17 protein-coding genes are annotated in these 18547 nt (G+C 72.1%); 10 read left to right on the forward strand and 7 right to left on the reverse strand.

Going from position 1 to position 18547, the window contains the following annotated elements:
- The first annotated feature begins 72 nt into the window (after window positions 1-72).
- From ACFYQ5_RS11265 to ACFYQ5_RS11280, 4 genes are read left to right on the forward strand one after another with little or no spacing between them, the layout of a single operon-like run.
- Window positions 73-1032, forward strand: coding sequence for a dihydrodipicolinate synthase family protein (locus ACFYQ5_RS11265; protein WP_389196345.1), 960 nt, complete (start codon window positions 73-75; stop codon window positions 1030-1032).
- The gene (locus ACFYQ5_RS11270; RefSeq protein WP_389196347.1) at window positions 1029-1973 is read left to right on the forward strand and encodes an ROK family protein; all 945 of its coding nucleotides are present in this window, start codon (window positions 1029-1031) and stop codon (window positions 1971-1973) included. The genes ACFYQ5_RS11265 and ACFYQ5_RS11270 overlap by 4 nt, the downstream gene beginning before the upstream one ends.
- A complete protein-coding gene (locus tag ACFYQ5_RS11275; protein WP_389196349.1) occupies window positions 1970-2650 on the forward strand; it encodes an N-acetylmannosamine-6-phosphate 2-epimerase in 681 nt (226 codons plus the stop codon). Before ACFYQ5_RS11270 ends, ACFYQ5_RS11275 begins: the two co-directional genes overlap by 4 nt.
- A gap of 55 nt (window positions 2651-2705) precedes the next feature.
- Complete coding sequence (locus ACFYQ5_RS11280) at window positions 2706-4199, forward strand: sialate:H+ symport family MFS transporter (RefSeq protein WP_389196351.1); 1494 nt, start codon at window positions 2706-2708, stop codon at window positions 4197-4199.
- Window positions 4200-4360: 161 nt separating this feature from the next.
- Here the strand turns inward: ACFYQ5_RS11280 and ACFYQ5_RS11285 are convergent, their stop codons facing one another.
- The 5 genes from ACFYQ5_RS11285 to ACFYQ5_RS11305 all read right to left on the reverse strand — a co-directional run bounded on the left by ACFYQ5_RS11285 (window position 4361) and on the right by ACFYQ5_RS11305 (window position 9541).
- Window positions 4361-5065 carry a hypothetical protein gene (locus tag ACFYQ5_RS11285; RefSeq protein WP_389196353.1) on the reverse strand — a complete coding sequence of 235 codons (705 nt, stop codon included), beginning with the start codon at window positions 5063-5065 and terminating at the stop codon, window positions 4361-4363.
- A gap of 278 nt (window positions 5066-5343) precedes the next feature.
- A complete protein-coding gene (locus ACFYQ5_RS11290) occupies window positions 5344-5802 on the reverse strand; it encodes a MaoC family dehydratase (protein ID WP_389196354.1) in 459 nt (152 codons plus the stop codon).
- A gap of 47 nt (window positions 5803-5849) precedes the next feature.
- Window positions 5850-7193, reverse strand: a complete 1344-nt coding sequence (locus ACFYQ5_RS11295) for an MFS transporter (RefSeq protein ID WP_389196355.1) — start codon at window positions 7191-7193, stop codon at window positions 5850-5852.
- Window positions 7194-7308: 115 nt separating this feature from the next.
- Window positions 7309-8535 (reverse strand): acetyl-CoA C-acetyltransferase, encoded by a 1227-nt coding sequence (locus tag ACFYQ5_RS11300; protein WP_389196356.1) that lies wholly within the window; start codon window positions 8533-8535, stop codon window positions 7309-7311.
- Between the two features lie 115 nt (window positions 8536-8650).
- Window positions 8651-9541 carry a LysR family transcriptional regulator gene (locus ACFYQ5_RS11305; RefSeq protein WP_389196358.1) on the reverse strand — a complete coding sequence of 297 codons (891 nt, stop codon included), beginning with the start codon at window positions 9539-9541 and terminating at the stop codon, window positions 8651-8653.
- Between the two features lie 161 nt (window positions 9542-9702).
- On the opposite strand from ACFYQ5_RS11305, the gene ACFYQ5_RS11310 reads away from it, so the two are divergent.
- From ACFYQ5_RS11310 to ACFYQ5_RS11325, 4 genes are all read left to right on the forward strand, one after another.
- Entirely contained in the window at window positions 9703-10620 is a 918-nt protein-coding gene (locus tag ACFYQ5_RS11310) for a CoA transferase subunit A (RefSeq protein WP_389196422.1), read from the forward strand.
- A gap of 26 nt (window positions 10621-10646) precedes the next feature.
- Complete coding sequence (locus ACFYQ5_RS11315; RefSeq protein ID WP_389196360.1) at window positions 10647-11423, forward strand: CoA-transferase subunit beta; 777 nt, start codon at window positions 10647-10649, stop codon at window positions 11421-11423.
- A gap of 34 nt (window positions 11424-11457) precedes the next feature.
- Window positions 11458-13011 (forward strand): 3-hydroxyacyl-CoA dehydrogenase, encoded by a 1554-nt coding sequence (locus tag ACFYQ5_RS11320; RefSeq protein WP_389196362.1) that lies wholly within the window; start codon window positions 11458-11460, stop codon window positions 13009-13011.
- A gap of 64 nt (window positions 13012-13075) precedes the next feature.
- Window positions 13076-13471 (forward strand): VOC family protein, encoded by a 396-nt coding sequence (locus ACFYQ5_RS11325; protein WP_389196364.1) that lies wholly within the window; start codon window positions 13076-13078, stop codon window positions 13469-13471.
- On the opposite strand, the gene ACFYQ5_RS11330 is transcribed toward ACFYQ5_RS11325, so the two are convergent.
- Both ACFYQ5_RS11330 and ACFYQ5_RS11335 read right to left on the reverse strand, forming a co-directional pair.
- Window positions 13408-14169: a DUF6597 domain-containing transcriptional factor gene (locus ACFYQ5_RS11330; RefSeq protein ID WP_389196366.1), complete on the reverse strand. Its 762-nt coding sequence runs from the start codon at window positions 14167-14169 to the stop codon at window positions 13408-13410. The genes ACFYQ5_RS11325 and ACFYQ5_RS11330 overlap by 64 nt on opposite strands.
- Window positions 14170-14194: 25 nt before the next feature.
- The gene (locus ACFYQ5_RS11335; protein WP_389196368.1) at window positions 14195-15325 is read right to left on the reverse strand and encodes a YihY/virulence factor BrkB family protein; all 1131 of its coding nucleotides are present in this window, start codon (window positions 15323-15325) and stop codon (window positions 14195-14197) included.
- Window positions 15326-15342: 17 nt separating this feature from the next.
- On the opposite strand from ACFYQ5_RS11335, the gene ACFYQ5_RS11340 reads away from it, so the two are divergent.
- Window positions 15343-16980, forward strand: a complete 1638-nt coding sequence (locus ACFYQ5_RS11340; protein ID WP_389196370.1) for an acyl-CoA dehydrogenase family protein — start codon at window positions 15343-15345, stop codon at window positions 16978-16980.
- Between the two features lie 260 nt (window positions 16981-17240).
- On the forward strand, window positions 17241-18533 hold the full coding sequence (locus tag ACFYQ5_RS11345) for a GAF domain-containing protein (protein WP_389196372.1): 1293 nt from the start codon (window positions 17241-17243) through the stop codon (window positions 18531-18533).
- The last annotated feature ends 14 nt before the right edge of the window (window positions 18534-18547 follow it).

Genomic DNA, 18547 nt, shown 5'->3' on the forward strand with positions numbered 1-18547 from the left:
ACGTCTCATGTCTCGGTCCCTCTCTCCCACGGGCGACGGACCGGCGTACCGAACGAGCTGGAGCCCTTCACCATGTCCCTGACCGCACCGCTGCACGGCGTCGTACCGCCGGTCTGCACCCCGCTCGACGGCCGTGGGGAGGTCGACACGGCCTCCCTGACCCGGCTCGTCGGCCACCTCGTCGACGGCGGCGTGCACGGGCTCTTCGCCCTCGGTTCGACCAGCGAGGTCGCCTATCTGACCGACGACCAGCGCGCCACCGCGCTGAAGACCGTGATCACCGCCGCCGCCGGCCGGGTCCCGGTCCTCGCCGGGGTCATCGACACGACGACCGCCCGGGTCACCGAGCACGCCCGGACCGCCGCGGAGCTCGGCGCGGACGCCCTCGTGGCGACCGCACCCTTCTACACCCGTACGCACCCGAAGGAGATCGCCGGACACTTCCGCAGGCTGCGCGCCGCCGTCGACCTGCCGCTGTTCGCCTACGACATCCCGGTGGCCGTGCACTCCAAGCTCTCCGGCGCCCTGGTGCGCGAGCTCGCCGAGGAGGGCACCCTCGCCGGGCTCAAGGACAGCAGCGGTGACGAGGGCGGACTGCGCCGGCTGATCGTGGAACTCGGCGGGCGCGAGGGCCGGGCTCAGGGTCCTGTGCCGCACTTCAGTGTGCTGACCGGTTCCGAACTCACCGTGGACGCGGCACTGCTGGCCGGCGCCGACGGGGTCGTGCCCGGCATCGGCAACGTGGACCCGACCGGCTACGTCCGGCTGTACGACGCCGCGCGGGCCGGCGACTGGGAGCTCGCCGCCCGGGAGCAGGAGCGGCTCATCGAGCTGTTCGCCATGGTCGACGTCGGCCCGGAGCAGGACATGGGCCGCAGCTCCTCGGCGCTCGGCTCCTTCAAGCAGGCGCTGCGGCTGCTCGGTGTCATCGACAGCGGCGCCACCGCCTTCCCGCAGATCCCGCTGTCCGCCGAGTCCGTCGAGCGGGTGGCGGAGCGGCTGCGCGCCGCCGGTCTGCCGCCGGTCCGATGAGCGCGCGGGCGACCGGGGCCGTGGTGATCGGCCTCGACCTCGGCGGTACGAAGATCGCCGCCGCGCTCTTCGCCACCGACGGCACGGTGCTGGCCCGGCACACCCGGCCCACCCCCGCCCGGGACGGCGCCGAGGCGGTGCTCGACGCACTCGCCGCGGCGGCGGCCGTGGTGGACCCCGGCCGCCTGGCCACGGTGCTCGGCATCGCGGCCGCCGGGGTCGTCGATCCCCGCAGCGGCATGGTCACCAGCGCCACCGACTCGATCAGCGGCTGGGCGGGCACCGCGCTCGGCGCCGGCCTCGCGGACCGTACCGGTCTGCCGGTGGCCTGCGACAACGACGTACGCGCCACCGCCGGCCCGGAGCTCGCCGCCCTGCCGGGCAGCCACGGTTCGCTGCTGTTCGCGGCCGTCGGTACGGGCGTGGGCGGTGCCCTCGCCGTCGACGGACGAATGCTGCACGGCGCCTCCGGTATCGCCGGTCACCTCGGCCATCTCCCCAGCGCGGACGCGGCCGGACTGCCCTGCACCTGCGGGGCCACCGGGCACCTGGAGGTCATCGCCTCCGGCCCTGGCATCACCGCCCACTACGCGCGGCTCACCGGCACCCCGGTGGACCGGCTCGAGACGGTGGCCGCCCGGGCGGCCCGGGGCGACGACGCCGCCGTACGTGCCGTCACCACCGGCGCGGCGGCGGCCGGACGGGTCCTCGGCGGTCTCGCCAACGCGCTCGGCCCCGACCGGGTCGTCGTCGGCGGCGGGGTCCCCCGGATCGGCGCGCTGTACGGGGACGCGCTGGCCGCCGCCTTCGCCGCCGAGCTGATGCCACCGCTGCGCGGGCTCACCCCCGAGGCCCCGCTCTTCGGCCACGACGCCGCCGTCCTGGGCGCCGCGGCCCTGACCACCGTCCTTCCCCTCCACCACCCGGGAGTTCCCCGATGACCGCACAGAACCTCGCCGACACTCTCCGGGGCCGACTGATCGTCTCCTGCCAGGCGCCCCCCGGCGACCCGATGCGGGAGACCGCCACCCTCGTACGCCTCGCCCTCGCGGCCGGCGCCGGCGGCGGGTCCGCGATCCGCGCCGACGAGCCCGAGGTCGTCGCCGCGATCACCGAGGCCGTGGACCTGCCGGTCATCGGCCTGTGGAAGGACGGCGACACCGGCGTCTACATCACCCCGACGGTCCGGCACGCCCTGGCGATCGTCGAGGCCGGTGCGGCCGTGGTCGCCGCCGACGCCACCGACCGGCCCCGCCCCGACGGCTCCACCTTCGCCGAGCTGGTCACCGCCGTGCACGCGGCGGGCGCCCTGGTCATGGCCGACGTGTCCACGCTCGCCGAGGGGGTCGCGGCCGCCGGGCAGGGGGCGGACTTCGTCTCCACGACCCTGTCCGGTTATGTGCCGGGGTCCCCGAAGCAGACCGGCCCGGATCTGGACCTTGTGACATCTCTCTCGGCCGTCCTCTCTGTACCGGTCGTCGCCGAAGGCCGTATCAATACCCCCGAGGAGGCTGCCGAGGCCCTCGCCCGCGGCGCCCACAGCGTCGTGGTCGGTACCGCCATCACCGCACCCACCGCCCTGACCACCCGCTTCGTCGCCGGCCTCGCCCGGCCCTGAGCAGCCCTCACCACGCGGGACGGCTGCCCCGGCAACCGGACGGCCGTCCCGCACCATGGAGCGCACCGTGCAGAAAACCTCTCCCACGCTCCCCTGGTACCGCGAGGTGAGCGGTACCCAGTGGAAGTCCTTCTTCGCCGCCTGGATCGGCTACGTCCTCGACGGCTTCGACTTCGTCCTCATCACGCTCGTCCTCACCGAGATCAGTGACGAGTTCGGGCTGAGCACGGTCCAGGCTGCCAGCCTGATCTCCGGCGCCTTCATCACCCGGTGGCTGGGCGGCGCGGTACTGGGCGCCATCGGCGACCGGTACGGCCGCAAGCTCTCCATGGTGCTGAGCATCCTGCTCTACTCCCTGGGCACCTTCGCCTGCGGGTTCGCCTGGAACTACCACAGCCTCTTCGCCGCCCGGCTGGCCATCGGCATGGGTATGGCCGGGGAGTACAGCGCCAGCGCCACGTACGTCATGGAGAGCTGGCCGGCCCGCCTGCGCGGCCGGGCCAGCGGCTTCCTGATCTCCGGCTTCTCCGTCGGTTCGGTCCTCGCGGCGCAGGTCTACACCTGGGTGGTCCCCTCGCTCGGCTGGCGCTGGATGTTCTACTTGGGCCTCATACCGATCGTGGTCGCGCTGTGGATGCGTCGCGCCCTGCCGGAGGCCGAGGAGTGGACGTCGGACGTCGCCGACCAGGGTGCGAAGCCCAACCCGTTCCGGCCGTTGTTCCGGACCCCGCGGCCGGCCGTGGCCAACACCGTCCTGATCGTCGCCGCCACCCTCTCGCTCTTCCTGATCTTCACCCCGGGCGGCGAGGGTCTGGTGCCGGTCCTGTCGGTGGTCGCCGGGCTCGCACTCGTGGCGTTCGCGGTGCAGCTCGGCGGGAGGCGCGGCTGGCTGCTGTACGTATCGATGATCGTGACGCTGTTCTTCGCGTTCCTGTACTCCTGGCCCATCCAGGCGCTGCTGCCCACCTATCTGAAGACCGATCTGGGCTACAGCACCGAGCAGGTCACCGACGTCCTGTACTTCGCGGGCTTCGGCACCATGGTGGGCTGCTGGGCGGCGGGGTTCCTGGGCGACCGGATCGGGGCGAAGAAGGCGTACGCGCTGACGCTGGTGGCCTCGCTCGCCTTCGTCTTCCCGGTCTTCGCGGTCAAGGACAACCTGCTGGTGCTCGGCTGTCTGCTGTTCCTGCTGCAGGCGACCAGCTTCGGCATCTCCGGGCTGCTGCCGCGGTACATCGGCGGCCACTTCCCGACCGCGAGCCGCGGGGCCGCGCTGGGCTTCACCTACAACGTGGGGGCGCTCGGCGGGGCCGTGGCCCCGGTGCTCGGGGCGCATCTGGCGTCCGGGATGGACCTGGGGCAGGCCCTGGCGGTGCTGACCTTCGCGGGGACGGCGATCGTGGTGCTGCTGGTCGGCTTCGACGTACCGGCCAGGCTGAACCGGCTGACCGATCCCGACGCCCAGCCGGACCACCTGGCGGCGGCTCCGTCTCCGGCGGAAGCGCTGGAGAAGCACGACCTGCCGTGCCTACGGCAGCCACCACCCTGATCGCGCCGAACTCCGCCTGGTCACCTGCGGCGGCACCTTCGACACCCGCACCCCCACCTGCTCGGCGAACGTCATCGTCTCCGCCTATGTGAGCGGCCGGGGCTGAACTGGACTTCTCGCGAACGCACTTGGGCCGGGGTTGGGGGGAACTGAGTTGGCGGTCAGCCGCCCTGGTAGATCGTGGTGCACAGCAGCGTGGCGCCGTCGTCCACCAGCCAGGCCCAGTAGCGCGTCTGGTCGCCTGCCGCCCAGAGGCAGTTGTTGGCGTTGGCGCCCGCCGGGGCGCGGTAGACGCCTGTGATGTGCATGATCTGGTTGTACGGGGCGGGCACCGGCTCGCGTCGGCAGGCCACGGCCGTCATCACGCCGAGGGAGATCGAGTCGCCGGACTGCTGGCCGAGCATGCAGTAGGCGGCGTGGTGGATGCGGGTGAGGCAGAGCTTCGTGGTGTTGCCGGTGGCGGACCGGTAGCTCCAGTACGACTTCCCGTAGCTGGTGGGGCAGGCCGTGTCGGTGGCGGTCACCCGGACCAGCGCCTGCTCGCCGGCGCAGGACACGGGGCCCGGCGGAACATCGACGCTCCAGTCGATGCTGGTGGTGCCCCCGCGGCCCGTGTCGTAGACCGCCAGGCAGTCGCCGGCCGAGATGGCTTTGAACGCCTCTTCGGTGGGATCCGGAGTGGGTGTCGTCGGCTCGGGGACGGACTTGTCAGTGCTCCCCTCACTGGTGTCAGGGCTGACGGGGGTGTGGACGGTCGGCGAAGGCGTGTACGGGGCTGGGCTGGAACTGGATGGGGGCGAGTCGGCCAACAGGTCCTTCAGCTCCGCCGCGTTGCTCGCGCCCAGCCAGGTCAGGATCGACAGCACGGATGCGATTCCCCCGAGCAGTGCCCACAACGTGGCAGTGGAATGATCACCGGATGCGCCTGCCACAATGCCCTCCCCCGCCGAGGCTCAGTCGATATTAACTTTTTGATGCCCCTGAGGGTCGAACTCCCGTTATCCCGCCCGCCCCTGTTGGCAACCCCCGCACAGATCCGGCACCCCACAGACAGTCGCCCGGCCAGATCACCGTTCATCCGAATCGGTCATGTGCGGAGGATCGGGCTAGCTGTTCGGAGCCGCTGGACGCGTCGGGGGGGCGTCTACGGGTAGAAGTGCGTCAGCGACTCGGCGACGCAGGCCGGCTTCTCGGACCCCTCGAGTTCGAAGGTGAAGCCCCGCGTCATCTGTACGCCGCCCCGCGCGACCTCGGTCACCCCGGTGACGGAGGCGTGCAGGCGGACGCGGCTGCCGACGGGGACGGGCGCCGGGTAGCGCACCCGGTTGACCCCGTAGTTGAGTGCCCGTCCCACTCCGCTCACCTGGAGCAGTTCGCCGAACATCGGTATGCCCCAGCTCAGGACCATGTAGCCGTGGGCGATGGTGCGTCCGTACGGGCCGGCGGCGGCGCGCTCGAGGTCGGTGTGGATCCACTGGTGGTCCCCCGAGACGTACGCGTAGGCGTCGATCAGCTCCTGGGTGACCTCCTTCCACTCCGAGCGCCCGAGGTCGCGCCCGCCGAGGGCGAGGATCTCCGGGATGCCGTGCACGGTCAGCGGCATGGGCGGTACTCCGTTCTGCGGGTCTGCCGGTCCGAGGCTTCGAGCGGTCAGGCGGTGACGGGCGCGGTGCGGGGCGCGGTGACCGGCTCCGCGGCCTGCTCGTCGTGGTTGGGGCGCTTGAGGAGGAGGAGCATGCAGCCCAGGGTCAGCGCCACCTGGAAGACCGCGTACGCGATGACGGCGGTGATGGAGCCGGTCCGGTTGAGCAGGAACTGGCCGACGATCGGGGTCGTCCCGCCGAGCAGGGTGCCGCACAGCTGGTAGCAGAGCGAGATGCCGGTGTAGCGCAGATGGGCCGGGAAGCGGCTGGCGAGCATGCCGGCGAGGGCCGCGTAGTAGAGGCAGTGCGGGATCGTCGCGACGGCGACACCGAGCATCGCGAGGCCGTAGTTCCCGGTGCTGATGAGGACGAACATCACGGGCATCAGGATCAGTTCGGGGACCAGCATCACCGTCACCGCGCGGGACCAGCTCTTCATCCGGGTGGCGATGAGGGCGCCGAAGGGCTGGGCGATGATCTGGGTGATGTTGGCGACGAGGATGATCGTCAGGAACGAACTGCGGTCGAAGCCCAGGGACGTGGTGGCCCAGGACAGGGCGAACGTCGACTTGAAGTAGGTCGCGGACAGGCCGATGGTGCAGGCGCCGATACCGAGGACGATCAGCATGGGGTGGCTGCGCAGGACCTCGGTCAACGGGAGCTTGACGACTTCCTTCTTCTCGATGAGCTTGGCCATGGCCGGGGATTCGGCGACCTTCAGGCGGACCAGCAGACCGACCATGACCAGCGCGGCGGAGGCGAGGAAGGGCACCCGCCAGCCCCAGGAGACGAAGGCGTCGTCAGGCAGCCGGCTGATGGCGAGGAAGCTCAGGGTGGAGAGCGTGTTGCCGACGGGCGAGCCCTGCTGGGCGAACGCCGCGTACAGCACGGACTTGCCCTTGGGCGCGTGCTCGGAGGCGATGAGGACGGAGCCGCCCCACTCCCCGCCGAGGCCGATGCCCTGGATCATGCGGATACAGACCAGCAGGACCGGGGCGGCTATGCCGAGGGAGGCGTAGCCGGGCAGCAGACCGATCGCGGTGGTCGAGATCCCCATCATGAGCAGGGTGATGACGAGGGTCTTCTTACGGCCGAGCCGGTCGCCGTAGTGGCCGAAGACGATGCCGCCGATGGGGCGGGCGAGGAAGCCGACCCAGAAGGTGGCGAAGGCGACCAGGGTGCCTACGGGGCCTTCGAGTTCGGGGAAGAACACCTTGTCGAAGACGAGCGCCGCCGCGGTTCCGTAGATGTAGAAGTCGAACCACTCGATGGTGGAGCCGATGAAGGCTCCGAATCCTGCGCGGTTGGCGGCTTTCGTTCGCTCGCGTGCGGTTGCGGTGGTCGCACTCATGGTGGCTCCCGTGAACATGGTGGAACAAGCGGATGGAGGCACGACCGACCTGGGCGTCGCCCGAGACGCCCTGGGTCGCGTGGTGGAGGGGGGACGGAAGTGGACGGGGAGGGTGTCAAGAGGTGACGCGTTCGAAGACCGCGGCGAGGCCCTGGCCGCCGCCGATGCACATGGTCTCCAGCCCGTAACGCGCCTCGCTGCGGTGCATCTCCCGGCTGAGTGTGGCCAGGATGCGGGCGCCGGTGGCACCGACCGGGTGACCGAGCGAGACGCCGGATCCGTTGACGTTGATCCGCTGCTCGTGGTCCTTCTCGCCGAGTCCCAGCTCCCGGGTGCAGGCGAGGACCTGGGCGGCGAAGGCCTCGTTGATCTCGATCAGGTCGAGGTCGGCGAGGGTGAGACCGGCGCGGCCGAGGGCCGCGTGGGTGGCCGGGACGGGGCCGATGCCCATCGTCGCGGCGGGGACACCCGCGCGGGCGAAGGAGACCAGACGGACGAGCGGGGTGAGCCCGAGCCGTTCGGCGGTGGCGGCGCCGGTGACCAGACAGGCGGCGGCCGCGTCGTTCTGGCCGCTCGCGTTGCCCGCGGTGACGGTGGCCTCGGGGTCGGCCTTGGCCATGATGGGGCGCAGCGCGGCGAGTTGCTCGGCGGTGGTGTCGGGGCGGGGGTGCTCGTCGGCGGTGACGACCGTGTTGCTCCTGCCGGTGCGTACGGTGACGGGGACCGTCTCCGCGTCGTAGCGCCCCTCCTTCACCGCGCGGGCGGCGCGGGCCTGGGAGCGCAGGGCGAGGGCGTCCTGGTCGGCGCGGCTGATCGCGTAGGCGCGGCGGAGGTTCTCGGCGGTCTCGATCATGCCGCCGGGTACCGGGTGGTGGACACCGCCCGCGGTGACCCGCCCCCGGGCGAGTGAGTCGTGGAGCTGGAGGCCGGGGCCCTTGATGCCCCAGCGTCCGTCGTGTGTGTAGTAGGGGGCGGCGCTCATGACGTCGACACCGCCCGCGATGACGACGTCGCTGAACCCGGCCCGGATCTGCATCGCCGCGTCGAGGACGGCCTGCAGGCCCGAGCCGCAGCGCCGGTCGATCTGGGCGCCGGTGACGGTGTCGGGGAGTCCGGCGTCGAGGGCGGCGACCCGGCCGATGGCCGGGGCCTCGGCCGAGGGATAGGCGTGGCCGAGGATCACCTCGTCCACCCGGTCCGGATCGATCCCCGTACGGGCGACGACCTCGGCGATGACGCGTGCGGCGAGCGCGGCCGGGGTCTGCTGGGCGAACGCGCCGCCGAAACGCCCGATGGGGGTGCGCAGCGGCTCGCAGATGACGACATCGGTCCGGTCGGGCACGGCGGAACACCTTTCGGCGGATTCGAATGTGTGGGGTGACCTTCGCACTGGACCACTGAGTCGGTCCAATATCGAGTTGCCCGCCTTTCAAGACGCCACGCGTCTCAATCGGGGCTCATGGGGTCGGCAGGGCTTCCTCGGCGACCGCGAGCACCGCGCGCAGCGCGGCCGAGGGGTTGTCCGTGCGCCAGGCCAGCGCGGCCTGGCGCCGGACGGGCGGCCCGGCGAGGGGCCGGTAGACCAGCCCGTTCTGCTGGATGTGGCGGACCGAGGAGACCGTGAGCGTGACGCCGACGCCCGCGGCGACGAGGGCGAGGATCGTGTAGGAGTCGGGGGCCTCCTGCACCACGCGGGGGTTGAAACCGGCGGCCTCGCAGACCTGGACCATCGCGTCCCGCACCGTGGAGCCGGCGTTCGCGGGGAAGGAGACGAAGGGTTCATCGGCGAGGATCCCGATCGGGATGCTCTCCAGGCGGGTGAGCGGGTGGTCGGAGGGCAGTGCGCAGAGCAGTTCCTCCTCGTCGATCACCCGGCAGGCCACCCCGGGCTGGGTGACCGGAAGCCGGACGAACCCCAGGTCGAGGGAGCCGTCGGCGACCCGGGACAGGGCGACGTTCGCATAGGTCTGGCCCTTCATGGCCAGCTCGATCCCGGGGTGGGCGGCCCGTACGGCCCGGGTCAGCAGGGGCAGCGTCTCGTGGCTGGACGCCCCCGCGAAGCCGATGGTGACCCGGCCGTACTCCCCGCGCCCGGCGGCCTTGGCGGCCCGTACCGCGAGATCGAGGTCGGCGAGCACGGTCCGTACGGGTTCGAGGAAGGACTCCCCCGCACTGGTGAGCCGCACCGAGCGGGTGTTGCGCTCGAAGAGCTGGACGCCGAGTTCCTTCTCCAGCTGCCGGATCTGCTGGCTGAGCGGAGGCTGGGCCATCTGCAGCCGCTTGGCGGCGCGGCCGAAGTGCAGTTCCTCGGCGACGGCGGTGAACGCGGTCAGATGGCGCAGTTCCATCGGGGCTCCCTAGCCACATTCATTAACTCCTGGTCTTGATCCGACCTTAATTTGGTATTGGACAGCAATCAATGGCCGCTGACACGGTGAGGGCGACCAGCACGCACTCGCCGAGGAGCACCGTGGAACGGACGGATACGGCCGACGGGGCCGGCAAAGTCATGTCGATGAAGGAGGCCGTCGCCGCCTTCGTGCACGACGGAGCCACCGTCAGCCTCGAAGGGTTCACCCATCTCGTTCCCACCGCCGCCGGGCACGAGATCATCCGCCAAGGGCGCAAGGACCTCACCGTCGTCCGGATGACGGCGGACATCGTGGTGGACCAGATGCTCGCCGCGGGCTGTGTGTCGCGGCTGGTCTCCTCCTTCGTGGGCAACTCCTCCGCCGGTTCGCTCGGTGAGCTGCGGCGCAGGATCGAGCGCGCCGACCCGGCCCCGCTGGCCTTCGAGGAGTACAGCCACTACGGGATGGTGTGCCGCTACCTCGCGGGGTCCCAGCGGCTGCCGTTCTACCCGCTGCGCAGCTATGGCGGCAGCGATCTGCCGTCCGTCAACAGCGATCTGCGCAAGGTGACGTCGCCCTACCCCGGTCCCGACGGGGAGCCGGAGCAGATCTACGTCGTGCCACCCGTGAACCCGGACGTGACGATCATCCACGCGCAGCGGGCCGACCGCCGGGGCAACACCCAGATCTGGGGACTGACCGGCATCCAGGCCGAGGCGGTGTACGCGGCGGACAAGGCGATCGTGGTCGTCGAGGAGGTCGTCGCGGACGAGGTGGTCCGCTCGGACCCCAACCGCACGCTCGTCCCCTCCCACGCGGTGGACGCCGTCGTGGTCTGCCCGCGTGGAGCACACCCCTCCTTCGCGCAGGGCTACTACGACCGCGACAACGCCTTCTACCGGGCCTGGTCGCACATCAGCAAGGACCCGGAGCGGCTGCGGGCGTGGCTGGACGAGTGGGTGTACGGAACGGCCGACCACGCCGAGTACGTCGCCAAGCTGGGCGCGGACTTCTGGGCCGGCCTCGCGGTGGGCGAAGCGCTCAGCGAACCGGTGAACTACGGGCGGCGGCTGTGAGCACGCCGCAGGAGAAGGGACGCGACATGACCACCACCGCACCGCAGGCCGTCACCTCGTCCGAGCTGCTCTCCGTCGTCGCCTCCCGCGAACTGGCGTCGCGCCGCGCGGTGTTCGCCGGCATCGGGCTGCCGACGCTCGCCACCGAGCTCGCCCGTCTGACGGTCGCGCCGCAGATCGAGGTGGTCTACGAGTCCGGGGTGTGCGGGGCGCACCCCTCGCATCTGCCGGAGACCATCGCCGACGCCGTACTCATCTCCGGCGCGGAGGCCGTGCTCTCGATGCCGGCGCTGTTCGGCTGTGTGCTCCAGGGCGGCCACATCGACGTCGGTTTCCTCGGCGCCGCGCAGATCGACCGGTGGGGCAACCTCAACACCTCCGTCATCGGCGACTGGGAGAGCCCCACGGTGCGGCTCCCCGGCTCCGGTGGCGCCGTCGAGGTGATGGCCAACTCCCAGGAGGTCTTCGTGGTGATGCGCCGGCACAGTCCGCGCTCCTTCACCGGGGTCCTGGATTTCTGCACCACCCCGGGCCCGGACCGGGCGCTCGCCGAGGGCATCCGGCCGCTGGGCGCGGGAGTGACCCGGGTCATCACCGAACTGGGCATCCTGGCCCGCTCCGGTGTCGGGGAGGAGCTCCGACTCGTCGCCGTACACCCGGGTGTGACGGTGGATCAGGTACGGGAGGCCACCGGCTGGGACCTCCAGGTGTCCGGGTTGGTCGATACCGTGCCCCCGCCGACCGAGGCGGAGCTCCGGCTCCTGCGCGAGGATGTCGACCCCGACCGCGTCTACCTTCGCTGACACCTGCCGAACCCCCCGAGAGGACGTCACCGCCATGCGTATCAGGATCGTCGGAGCCGGAGCCATGGGCCGAGGCATCGCCCAGTGGGCCGTGGCCGGCGGACACACCGTCGAGCTCTGCGACGTCCGCACCGAGGCGGTGACGGCGGCCGTGGACTTCGTACGGTCCATGCTGGAACGCGCGGTCCAGAAGGGCCGGATGTCCGCCGAGGACATGGCCGTGGCCCTGGGGCGGCTGATCCCGCTGGAAGACCCGTGGGCCGAGGGCCCGGAGGTCGAGCTGGTCATCGAGGCCGTACGGGAGGACCTGGCCACCAAGGCCGAGGTCTTCGGGAAGCTGGAACAGGCGCTGCCGGAATCTGCGGTCTTCGCGACCAACACCTCGTCCCTGTCGGTGACCCGGATCGCCGCCTCGCTGCGGGACCCGGGGCGGCTCGCGGGGCTGCACTTCTTCAATCCCGTGCCGCTGATGAAGATCGTCGAGGTCGTGCCGGGCGCCGCCACCCGCCCCGCGATCGCGCCGGTTCTCACCGCGCTGGTGGAGAGCTGCGGCCACCGCGCGGTGACCGTCGCCGACACTCCCGGTTTCCTGGTCAACCACGCCGGGCGGGGGCTGGTGACCGAGGCCCTGGCCCTGTTGGAGGAGTCCGTCGCGGACCCGGCCGGGATCGACCGGATCGCCCGGGACGTCCTGGGGCTGCGCATGGGCCCGTTCGAACTGATGGACCTCACCGGGCTCGACGTCACGGCTGCCGTGATCGACTCGATCTGGCAGGGCTTCCGCTACGAGGACCGGCTCCGCCCCTCCTATCTCACCCCGAACCGGGTGACCGCGGGCCTGCACGGCCGCAAGACCGGGCAGGGCTGGTTCACGTACGGCCCCGACGCGCCCGCCCCGGCGCCGGAGCCGCCGGTGACGGGTGACGCGGACCGGCCGGTGTTCGTCGCGGGCGGCGAGAACGCGGGATACGCAGGGGATGCAGCAGAGCTGCGTACCGCGCTGGCCGCCGCCGGAGCCACGGTCGAGAGCGGCACCCGGCCCTCCGGCCGTGCCCTGGTCCTCGTCCCGGTCTGGGGCACGACGGTGGCGGCCGCCGTCGCGTCGCTGGGGCTGCCCGCCGCGCGCACCTTCGGCGTCGACCCGCTGCCCCCGGCGGGCCGCCGCCGGGTCCTCGCGGTCACCGCCGCGGCCGACCCCGCCGCCGCGCGCGACGCCCGCGCGGTCCTGGCCCGCGCCGCGGACGGCGGGGAGCCGTACGCCGTGTCGGTGGTGCGGGACACCGCGGGTTCGGTGGCGCAGCGGCTGCTCGCCTCGGTGGTGTCCGTCGCCACGTCGATCGCCGAGCGCGGACTGGCGACGCCGGCGGACATCGACCTCGCCGTGACGACGGGCCTCGGTTACCCGGCGGGGCCGCTGGCCTGGGGCGACCGGATCGGCGCCGCGCGGATGCTGGAGCTGCAGCGGTCGCTGCACGCCACGACGGGCGACCCGCGCCACCGGCCGACCCGCCGGCTCACCGAACGCGCCCAGCTGGGGCTGCCGCTGACGGACCCCGGCACCTCGCCGGCCGACTGCGCGGAGTGGTGACCGGGCCGGGGGCCACGACCGTTTCGTACAAGACCCGGTCGCTGCCCCGGCATACGGTCGTCGTATGACTCCACGACTCGACGCGATCTCCGTCGTCACGGCCGACCTGGCCGCCTCGCTCGCCTTCTACCGCAGGCTCGGGCTCGACATCCCCGACGGCGCCGAATCGGCGCCCCATGTCGAAGTGGCCCTGCCCGGGGGGCAACGCCTGCTGTGGGACACCGAGGACGTCATCCGCTCCTTCGACCCCGGCTGGAAGGGGCCGAAGGGCGGCGAGCGCCTCGGGCTCGCCTTCCTCTGCGACAGCCCGGCGGAGGTCGACGCGGTGTACGCCGATCTGACCGGCGCCGGACACCAGGGCCACCTCGAGCCCTGGGACGCCGTCTGGGGCCAGCGTTACGCGATCGTCCTGGACCCGGACGGGTGCGGGGTCTCACTGTTCGCCGCCAACCCGTCGTAGCCCGTCGCGGCCAGATGGCCGCTGAGCGTCGTGCCGGCCAGGTCCCGCATCTCACGGGCCAGATGCGCCTGGTCGGAACAGCCCGCCGTGTGCGCGGCCTCGGTGTAGGGCGTGCCCGCGCGTACGAGGGCCAGGGCGCGCTGCAGTCGCAGGACCCGGGCCAGCGTCTTGGGGCCGTAGCCGAACGCGGCCAGCGAGCGGCGGTGCAGCTGGCGGGCCCCCAGCCCGACGGCGTGCGCGGTGGCGGCGACCGAACGCCCCTGCCGCAGATGTGCGGCGACGGCCACCGCGAGCGGGTCCGCGGGTTCGGCACGGGCCGCCCTGCGCAGGGCGATGCCCTCCAGCGCGGCGGCGGGTTCGTCGGCCACGCCGATCCGTTCGGTGAGCCCGCGGACCTCCGGGCCGGGCCAGAGCGCGTCGAGCGCGACCCGCCGGTCGCGCAGCTCGTGCGCCGGTACGCCCAGGAGCGCGGGTGCCGTGCCGGGGGCGAAGCGGATGCCGGCGCAGCTGCCGGAGAGCGCCGCGGCAGGGGTGAAGGCACGGGTGTCGGGGCCGGCCACCAGCAGTCGGCCACCCACCCAGAGCAGATCCATGCAGCCGTCGGGCAGGACCGGACGCCCGGGCTCACGCGGCCCGCGCCACGACCACAGGACCGCGCCGCCGAAGCGTGAGGCCCGCTCCTCGTACGGTGCGCCCATGGTCACCAGGCCATCGGGACAGCTCTCAGGGGGCGTCCTTGTCCCGGGTCCCGTGGAGACGGGACACCACGTCGTCCGGCGGCAGGAAGCGTGACCAGCGCTCGGGGAATTCGGAGGGCATGGACACGTCCTCCTCGTCGTCGTCGGCGTACGCGTCCCAGTGCGCAGCCTGGGCGCGGGCCACGAGCTCCGCGGCCTGCGCCGCCCTGAGCCGGTCGCTGGCCTCGCGGGCCGCCGCCGTGGCCAGCGAGGGCCAGACGCGGTCGATCGCGGCGTTCACCGCGGCGCCGACGAGTACGGCGAAGGCCGAGATGCCTATCCAGAGCAGCACGGCGATGGGCGCGGCCAACGAGCCGTAGATGGTGGGACCTTCGACCGTGCTGGTGAGGTAGATCCGCAGCAGGAAGCTGCCCAGCACCCACATCCCGAGGGCCATGAGCGCCCCGGGAACGTCCTCTATCCACGGCGAACGGACGGGGACGGACACGTGGTAAAGCGTCGTCAGGAACGCGATGGACAGCACGATGACCAGCGGCCAGTAGAGGACGGCCAGTACCTCGGTGCCCCACGGGACGAACTCCACCACCCGGTCGGGGCCGACCACCAGCAGGGGCAGGACCACGGCTCCCAGCAGCAGCGCGACCACGTACAGCAGGAACGCGAGGAGCCGGGTCTTGACGATGCCTCGGTGGCCGTCGAGGCCGTACATCACGGTGATGGTGTCGATGAAGACGTTCACCGCGCGTGAACCCGACCAGAGGGCTATGGCGAAACCGAGGGAGATGACATCGGGGCGCGCGCCGGTGGTGACGTCGGCTATGAGCGGTTTGGCGATGTCGTTGACGCCCCGCTCGGACAGCACCGTCTGTACCGCGCCCAGGATGTTGCGCTCGATGGAGGCGACCGTGGTCGTGGACGTCCAGTCGTCGACGTAGCCGAGCAGCCCGATCAGACCGAGCAGCAGCGGCGGCAGGGACAGCAGGGTGAAGAACGCCGCCTCGGCCGCGAGGCCGAGGATGCGGTACTCGATGCACGAATTGACCGTGTCCTTGAGCAACTGCCATGCCATCTGCCGCTTCGACACGTTGCGGTAGAGGACGCGAGCCCGGTGGAGCCGACCCGGTGGCCGCTCGGGTGTTTCGTTTGCTGCCTGCACCTCCTTACCGTATCGGCATGGCACCTAGCACCCACACAGTGACCAACCAGGCTCCGCCGCTGGTCGGCTATGACGTCTTCGCCGCCGACCGGGCGCTGACGGAGGCCGTCGAGCGGCATCTCGCGCCCGGAATCCTCGACGAGGCCCGGGAGGAGCTCAGCGTGCTGGGCCGGTCCGCCGGATCGTTCCAGGCCCAGGAGTGGGGCGCGCAGGCCAATGAGAACCCGCCGAAGCTGCGGACGCACGACCGCTACGGACACCGCGTCGACGAGGTGGACTTCCACCCGGCCTGGCACCGGCTGCTGGGGCACGCGGTCACGGCCGGGCTGACGGACGCCTGGGGCAGGCAGGGCGGCCATGTACGGCGCGCGGCCGGGTTCCTGGTCTGGACGCAGGCCGAAGCGGGCCACGGGTGCCCGCTGTCGATGACGCACGCGGCGGTCCCGGCGCTGCGGACCGATCCGGCGCTGGCCGCGGAGTGGGAGCCGCTGCTGACCTCCCACGTGTACGAGGAGGGGCTGCGGCCCGCTTCGCGGAAGGCCGGTGTGCTCTTCGGGATGGGCATGACGGAGAAGCAGGGCGGCACCGACGTGCGGTCCAACACCACCCGGGCCGAGCCCCTGGCCGGGGACGGGGAATATCTCCTCACGGGCCACAAGTGGTTCTGTTCGGCGCCCATGTCCGACGGGTTCCTGGTGCTGGCACAGGCGCCGGGCGGACTGAGCTGCTTCCTGGTGCCGCGGGTCCTGCCGGACGGGGCGCGCAACCCGTTCGCGATCCAGCGCCTCAAGGACAAGCTGGGCAACAGGTCCAACGCCTCCGGCGAGGTCGAGTTCGACGGGACGTGGGCCCGCCGGGTCGGCGAGGAGGGGCGCGGGGTGCGCACCATCATCGAGATGGTGGCGGCGACCCGGCTGGACTGTGTGCTCGGTTCGGCGGCGCTGATGCGTCAGGCGGTGGCGCAGGCGGTCCACCACAGCGCCTACCGCAGCGCGTTCGGCGGACTGCTGATCGAGAAGCCGCTGATGCGCAACGTACTGGCCGACCTGGCCCTGGAGTCGGAGGCGGCCACGACGCTCGGGCTGCGGCTGGCCGCCGCGTACGACGCGGACACGGAGGAGGAGCGTGCCTTCCTGCGGATCGCGGTGCCGACCGCCAAGTACTGGGTGACGAAGCGGTGCACGGCGGTGGTCGGGGAGGCCCTGGAGTGCCTGGGCGGCAACGGTTACGTGGAGGAGTCCGGGATGCCCCGGCTGCTCCGCGAGGCCCCGCTCAACTCGATCTGGGAGGGCTCGGGCAACGTACAGGCGCTCGATGTACTGCGGGCGCTGCAGCGTGAGCCCCAGGCGCTCAACGCCTTCCTCACCGAGGTCGGTGAGGCGCGCGGCGCGGACCACCGGCTCGACGCGGCGATCAAGGACCTGCTGACGGAGCTGGCTGATCTGGACGCCGTCGAGGCGCGGGCCAGGCGTCTGGTGGAACGGATGGCCCTGGTGCTGCAGGGTTCGCTGCTGCTCCGCTGGGCACCGCCGGAGGTCGCGGACGCGTTCTGCGCCTCCCGGCTGGGCGGGGACTGGGGCTCGGCCTTCGGGACGCTGCCGCACAGTCTGGATCTGGCCACGGTCGTGGCACGGGCGCGGGCCCAGGAAGGCTGAGGGGTACGAACGTGGAGGGTGGTGCTGCGCCGACACGGCACCACCCTCCGCGTTTCCGCACCACCGCCCGGCGGGTCGGGGACTCCCCACGCGGTGTTCCTCCACTCTCGTACGGTCCGCGGCCGGTCAACAGAGTTGCAAAGGGTTGCAACCGTTGCGTGGAGCGCGAGCCGACGGGACCCTGGCACGGCAGGATGAGTCCTTTGGGCCGAGTTCCACCTCCGCAGGACAGTGCCCACGCTTTGTTGGGGGGACCCGCCATGGAATCGATCCCTGCCGCGCGACCGCGGCCGGAGGCCGCCTCGCGCCCGAGGGCAGCCGAGCGCCTGCTCCACCACGCGCGGGAGGCCCGGTTGGCGGGCAAGCGTACGAGGACGATGCCGCGCGCGGAGATCGACGCGTCCTGGAACCGTGTGCTGCGCAGCGGGGTAGATCCCGAGCAGTCACCGGAGAGCAGGCTGCTCGAGCCGGACGAGATCGAGCACCGGCGCAGGAGCACGGCACTCGGCGAGGTCATGCCCCTGCTGCGGAACGGGCTTGCGACGATCGCGGACGCGGCGCAGCAGATCATGGTCGTCTCCGACACGGAGGGCCGGGTCCTGTGGCGTCAGGGGCATGCGGCGGTGATGCGCCGGGCCGGGAACATCTGCCTCGAGGAGGGCGCCGCCTGGGCGGAGTCGGCGACGGGGACGAACGCCATCGGTACCGCGCTCGCCGCGCGCGCACCCGTCCAGGTCCACTCCGCCGAACACTTCATCCGCGCCCTGCAGAGCTGGACCTGTGCGGCGGCCCCGGTGCGCGACCCACGGGACGGCCGGCTGATGGGCGTCGTGGACATCAGCGGGCCCGCCCACACCTTCCACCCGGCGACGCTGGCGCTGGTCGGTTCGGTGGCGGCACTGGCGGAGAGCGAGCTGCGCAGCCGGCATCTGGTGGCGATCGAGCGATTACGCTCGGTGGCCGCCCCGCTCCTGTGCCGGCTGGGCGGCCGCGCACTGGTGGTGGACACCCACGGCTGGCTGGCCGCCGTCAGCGGGATGCCGCCCCTGGACCGGCTGCCGCTGCCCAAGTCCCTGGAGCCGGGCACGGTGTGGCTGGCCTCGCTCGGGATGTGCCGGGTGGAGCCGCTGCCCGGCGGCTGGCTGGTGCAGGTGGGGGACGGCGCGCACGACCGGGTGCCGCGCCGGGTGGTGCTCGACCTGAGCAGGGAGCGGGGGCTCGCGGTCCATGTGACGGGTGCGGCGGGGCACAGGACGTGCCGGCTCTCGCCCCGCCACGCGGAGCTGCTGTACGCGCTGGCCCTGCGCCAGGAGGGACGTACCGCGGCGGAGCTGGCCGAGGACGTCTTCGGTGACGCGACCAGGACGGTGACGGTGCGGGCCGAGATATCGCGGATGCGCCGTCATCTCGCGGAGGTGCTGGCGCACCGGCCGTACCGCTTCGGCGAGGGTGTCGAGGTGGAGGTGGTCCTTCCGGACGTACCGGCCGATCTGCTGCCCCGCTCGACGGCTCCGGTGGTGCTCAGGGCTCGTACGGCGGCGGGGGTGACCTGAGCTTTTTTGGGCGC

The sequence above is a fragment of the Streptomyces sp. NPDC005794 genome (assembly GCF_042871445.1).
Classification (GTDB): Bacteria; Actinomycetota; Actinomycetes; order Streptomycetales; family Streptomycetaceae; genus Streptomyces.

What these genes read in the sequence shown, in the direction of transcription:
- ACFYQ5_RS11265 (WP_389196345.1), top strand. Translation starts at nt 73, where the DNA reads ATGTCCCTGACCGCACCGCTGCACGGCGTCGTACCGCCGGTCTGCACC.
- ACFYQ5_RS11270 (WP_389196347.1), top strand. Translation starts at nt 1,029, where the DNA reads ATGAGCGCGCGGGCGACCGGGGCCGTGGTGATCGGCCTCGACCTCGGC.
- ACFYQ5_RS11275 (WP_389196349.1), top strand. Translation starts at nt 1,970, where the DNA reads ATGACCGCACAGAACCTCGCCGACACTCTCCGGGGCCGACTGATCGTC.
- ACFYQ5_RS11280 (WP_389196351.1), top strand. Translation starts at nt 2,706, where the DNA reads ATGGAGCGCACCGTGCAGAAAACCTCTCCCACGCTCCCCTGGTACCGC.
- ACFYQ5_RS11290 (WP_389196354.1), bottom strand. Translation starts at nt 5,802, where the DNA reads ATGCCGCTGACCGTGCACGGCATCCCGGAGATCCTCGCCCTCGGCGGG.
- ACFYQ5_RS11295 (WP_389196355.1), bottom strand. Translation starts at nt 7,193, where the DNA reads ATGAGTGCGACCACCGCAACCGCACGCGAGCGAACGAAAGCCGCCAAC.
- ACFYQ5_RS11305 (WP_389196358.1), bottom strand. Translation starts at nt 9,541, where the DNA reads ATGGAACTGCGCCATCTGACCGCGTTCACCGCCGTCGCCGAGGAACTG.
- ACFYQ5_RS11310 (WP_389196422.1), top strand. Translation starts at nt 9,703, where the DNA reads ATGTCGATGAAGGAGGCCGTCGCCGCCTTCGTGCACGACGGAGCCACC.
- ACFYQ5_RS11315 (WP_389196360.1), top strand. Translation starts at nt 10,647, where the DNA reads ATGACCACCACCGCACCGCAGGCCGTCACCTCGTCCGAGCTGCTCTCC.
- ACFYQ5_RS11320 (WP_389196362.1), top strand. Translation starts at nt 11,458, where the DNA reads ATGCGTATCAGGATCGTCGGAGCCGGAGCCATGGGCCGAGGCATCGCC.
- ACFYQ5_RS11325 (WP_389196364.1), top strand. Translation starts at nt 13,076, where the DNA reads ATGACTCCACGACTCGACGCGATCTCCGTCGTCACGGCCGACCTGGCC.
- ACFYQ5_RS11330 (WP_389196366.1), bottom strand. Translation starts at nt 14,169, where the DNA reads ATGGGCGCACCGTACGAGGAGCGGGCCTCACGCTTCGGCGGCGCGGTC.
- ACFYQ5_RS11340 (WP_389196370.1), top strand. Translation starts at nt 15,343, where the DNA reads ATGGCACCTAGCACCCACACAGTGACCAACCAGGCTCCGCCGCTGGTC.
- ACFYQ5_RS11345 (WP_389196372.1), top strand. Translation starts at nt 17,241, where the DNA reads ATGGAATCGATCCCTGCCGCGCGACCGCGGCCGGAGGCCGCCTCGCGC.